This is a genomic window from Neobacillus drentensis (assembly GCF_036962765.1).
Taxonomy (GTDB): domain Bacteria; phylum Bacillota; class Bacilli; order Bacillales; family Cytobacillaceae; genus Neobacillus; species Neobacillus drentensis_C.
In genome coordinates, this window is sequence record NZ_JBALOS010000262.1 from 1 (window position 1) to 3,253 (window position 3,253).

Here is a 3,253-nt window from a genome sequence, read left to right on the forward strand (position 1 = left end):
GTATTGGATCGTTTAAGTCTCAAGCTCTAAAATATTTACTAGACACCATTATCTAGTCTTTATTTAGCAACTTGGCAATAAGATCAGAATGAAGGATGAAAATAAAATAGTCGCCAATCGAGTGAATTGGCGACCAAAATTAGCTTTCCATTCTATCTATTATTTTACTGGCTGCATCAGCGTTGCTTCATACTCCGATAATGCTTCATCAAACATACGAAGACCTTCATCAATTTGTTCCTTTGTGACGATTAATGGAGGAATCATTCGAATGACTTCGCCGTGATTTCCGCAAAGATAGAATAAGACACCTTTTTCAAGGGCAAGATCAAGAATTTTTAACAATCCTGCTCCATTCGGTCCACCTGTCACTGGATCAATGATTTCAATCCCAATCATTAAGCCCACAGCACGGATGCTACCAATTACAGGGTGTCTTTCCTTAATCTTTTCTAGTTGCTGAACAGCATAACTCCCCATATTCCTTGTGTTTTCAAGGAGGTTCTCTTCTTTCATCACTTCCAATGTCGCGAGTGCAACAGAACAAGCAATTGGGTTGCCGCCAAATGTCGTACCATGACTTCCGAGTGGCCATTGTTTCATTAATTCACTGGAAGAAACCGTCGCGCTGAGCGGAAGACCATTGGCAATTCCTTTAGCAATCGCCATAATATCCGGTGTTACGTCAAAAGTTTGGGCGGCGAACCATTGACCTGTACGGCCAAACCCAGTTTGAACCTCATCAAAAATGAGTAAAATATTATGGCGATCACAAATTTCGCGAACCTTTTTCAACCAGCCCTTCGGTGGAACAACATAACCGCCTTCACCGAGAACAGGCTCTAAAATGACACAAGCGACCTCTTCCGGTGTTACTTGATGACTAAATAAGGAGGCGAAATCTTTTTCTAATTTTTCGATCACATAGGCTTCAGGATCCATACCTTCTGGACATTCTTTTACATTCGCGTAGGGAACTTGATAAGTAAGACCTGATGGCTGGATAAATTTTCTGTACTTGCTTTTAGATGTGGTCACACTTAATGCACCTAACGAACGGCCATGGAAACAACCGGTAAAGGAAATAACATAAGGACGTTTCGTTACATATTTTGCTAGTTTAAGAGCTCCTTCGATTGCTTCCGTCCCACTATTGGCAAAGAAAAAGCAATCAAGATCTCCAGGTAAAATATTAGCAAGGTCATCGGCTAAACGTAAAATGGACTCATACATAATCACGCCAGAGGGACCGTGCATCAATCCATCGGCAGCATCTTTAATGGCTTGAACAACCTTGGGATGACGATGGCCTACATTAGTTACAGCAATCCCTGACGTAAAATCAAGATATTTCTTTCCATCCACACCAAAGTAATAGCAGCCTTCCTCTTTAACTACTGGAAGATTTGGATGATCCTTTGCCATGCTAGGTGCAAGTCGATTTGGCATATTTTTCACCAGGTGATCCCATTTGTTCTCCATACTTTTACCTCCGTATTCGTATACTTAACTCTCGAAATTGTCTAAACCTAGAATTCTCTATTTATTTAATCGCTTTTAAAGTTTCATCACGAATTAATGACAATAATTCTTCTTTATATTCGGCAAATTCCACTGTAGCCTTCACACTGAAATCCCTTGGTCTCTCTAAGGTAATTGGAATCTTCTTCTTTAAACGCCCTGGTCTTGCAGTCATCACATAAACGGAATCAGCTAAAAAGATCGATTCATCCACATCATGCGTGATAAATAAAATCGTCTTTTTGGACTCTTCCCATGCCTTCAGGAGAACTTCTTGCATAATGTTCCGTGTTTGGGCATCCAAAGCTCCAAAAGGTTCATCCATTAATAATATTTTTGGATCGTTTGCCAATGCGCGTGCAATCGCGACACGCTGTTTCATCCCGCCAGATAATTGAATCGGGAAATGGTTTTCAAATCCTTCTAAACCGATTAATTGCAAGTAGTGCCTAGCAATATCATCTCTTTCTTTATTTGAAACACCCTTTAGCTTTAACCCAAAGGTAATATTGTCTTTTACGGATAACCATGGAAATAACGTGTACGATTGAAATACCATACCGCGATCAGGTCCAGGTCCATTGATTTCCTGCCCATCAAGAAGAACTTGACCGGACGTGGCATCTTCTAACCCTGCAACAATCCGTAATACGGTTGACTTACCACAACCCGAAGGACCTAAAATTGTCACGAATTCCCCTTCCTCAATCGAAAAGGAGGTTTTTTCCAATGCAGTCGTTTCCCCTTTTTTTGTTTTAAAGACCTTTCCTACCTCTTTAATTTCTAACTTTGGGGTTCCCGTTATTTTTACAATAGATTCTCTCTGTTTTGGTACAACTATTTTTTCGACTTCTTTTACTTTCAATCCAGGTGTAACCATCTAGAAACCATCCTTTCTCATCCAAGAAAACGAAGCCTTGTATATGGCTTTAAAGAGAATATCTGTAATCAGCCCCAGTAATCCAATAATCAAGATTCCAACGATGATTTTATCTGGCTGCAGAAAACGCGATGCTTGCATGATCATATATCCTAAACCACTAGATGCGCCAACGATTTCAGCAACCACTAAATATGTCCACGCCCAGCCGAAAGTAATCCGAAGCGTATCAACAATTCCCGGTAATGAAGCAGGCAAAATAACCTTTGTGAATACCTGGGCCTTCTTTGCCCCTAAAGTGTAGGAAACATCAACTAAATCATTTTGAACATTCTTGGTGACGTCCATAATCATCAACGTAAGCTGAAAAAACGTTCCTAAGAAAATGACACTCATTTTTTCTGTCTCGCCAAGACCTATCCAAAGAATAAGTAATGGAATAAAGGCTGATGCCGGCATATAGCGAATGAATCCGATGATTGGTTCAAACGCTCCCTCCATTATCCGCAATGATCCCATTAAGATCCCTAAAGGTATTCCGATAATGGCAGCGGCAAGAAACCCAAAAAGAACCCTTGTAAAACTGATCCCAATATCAGAAAGAATCTGACCATTTACGAACATATCAACGGCTGTAGCTAATACAGCAGTGGGAGTTGGTAAGAATAAAGGATTAACAATTTGTCCGTAACTGAGTACAGACCAAATTAATAGAAAAATAATAAATGTTAAGAAGCCGGCCGACGTATAAAACATTTTTGGTATTTCCTTATTAGGAGTAAACAATTTTGCTATCATTTTATCTCACCTATTTTCTTATGCGTTCTATTTTGTAAAGGCTATTTTCGCATA

At 39.8% G+C, this 3,253-nt stretch carries 3 protein-coding genes; all 3 read right to left on the reverse strand.

Annotated features, from left to right (window positions below; genetic code table 11):
- Positions 1–159: 159 nt before the first annotated feature.
- Positions 160–1,482 carry an aspartate aminotransferase family protein gene (locus V7137_RS25895; protein WP_335700738.1) on the reverse strand — a complete coding sequence of 441 codons (1,323 nt, stop codon included), beginning with the start codon at positions 1,480–1,482 and terminating at the stop codon, positions 160–162.
- 61 nt (positions 1,483–1,543) lie between these two features.
- Positions 1,544–2,401 carry an ABC transporter ATP-binding protein gene (locus V7137_RS25900; protein ID WP_335700739.1) on the reverse strand — a complete coding sequence of 286 codons (858 nt, stop codon included), beginning with the start codon at positions 2,399–2,401 and terminating at the stop codon, positions 1,544–1,546.
- Positions 2,402–3,199, reverse strand: coding sequence for an ABC transporter permease (locus V7137_RS25905; RefSeq protein ID WP_335700740.1), 798 nt, complete (start codon positions 3,197–3,199; stop codon positions 2,402–2,404).
- Between the last annotated feature and the right edge of the window lie 54 nt (positions 3,200–3,253).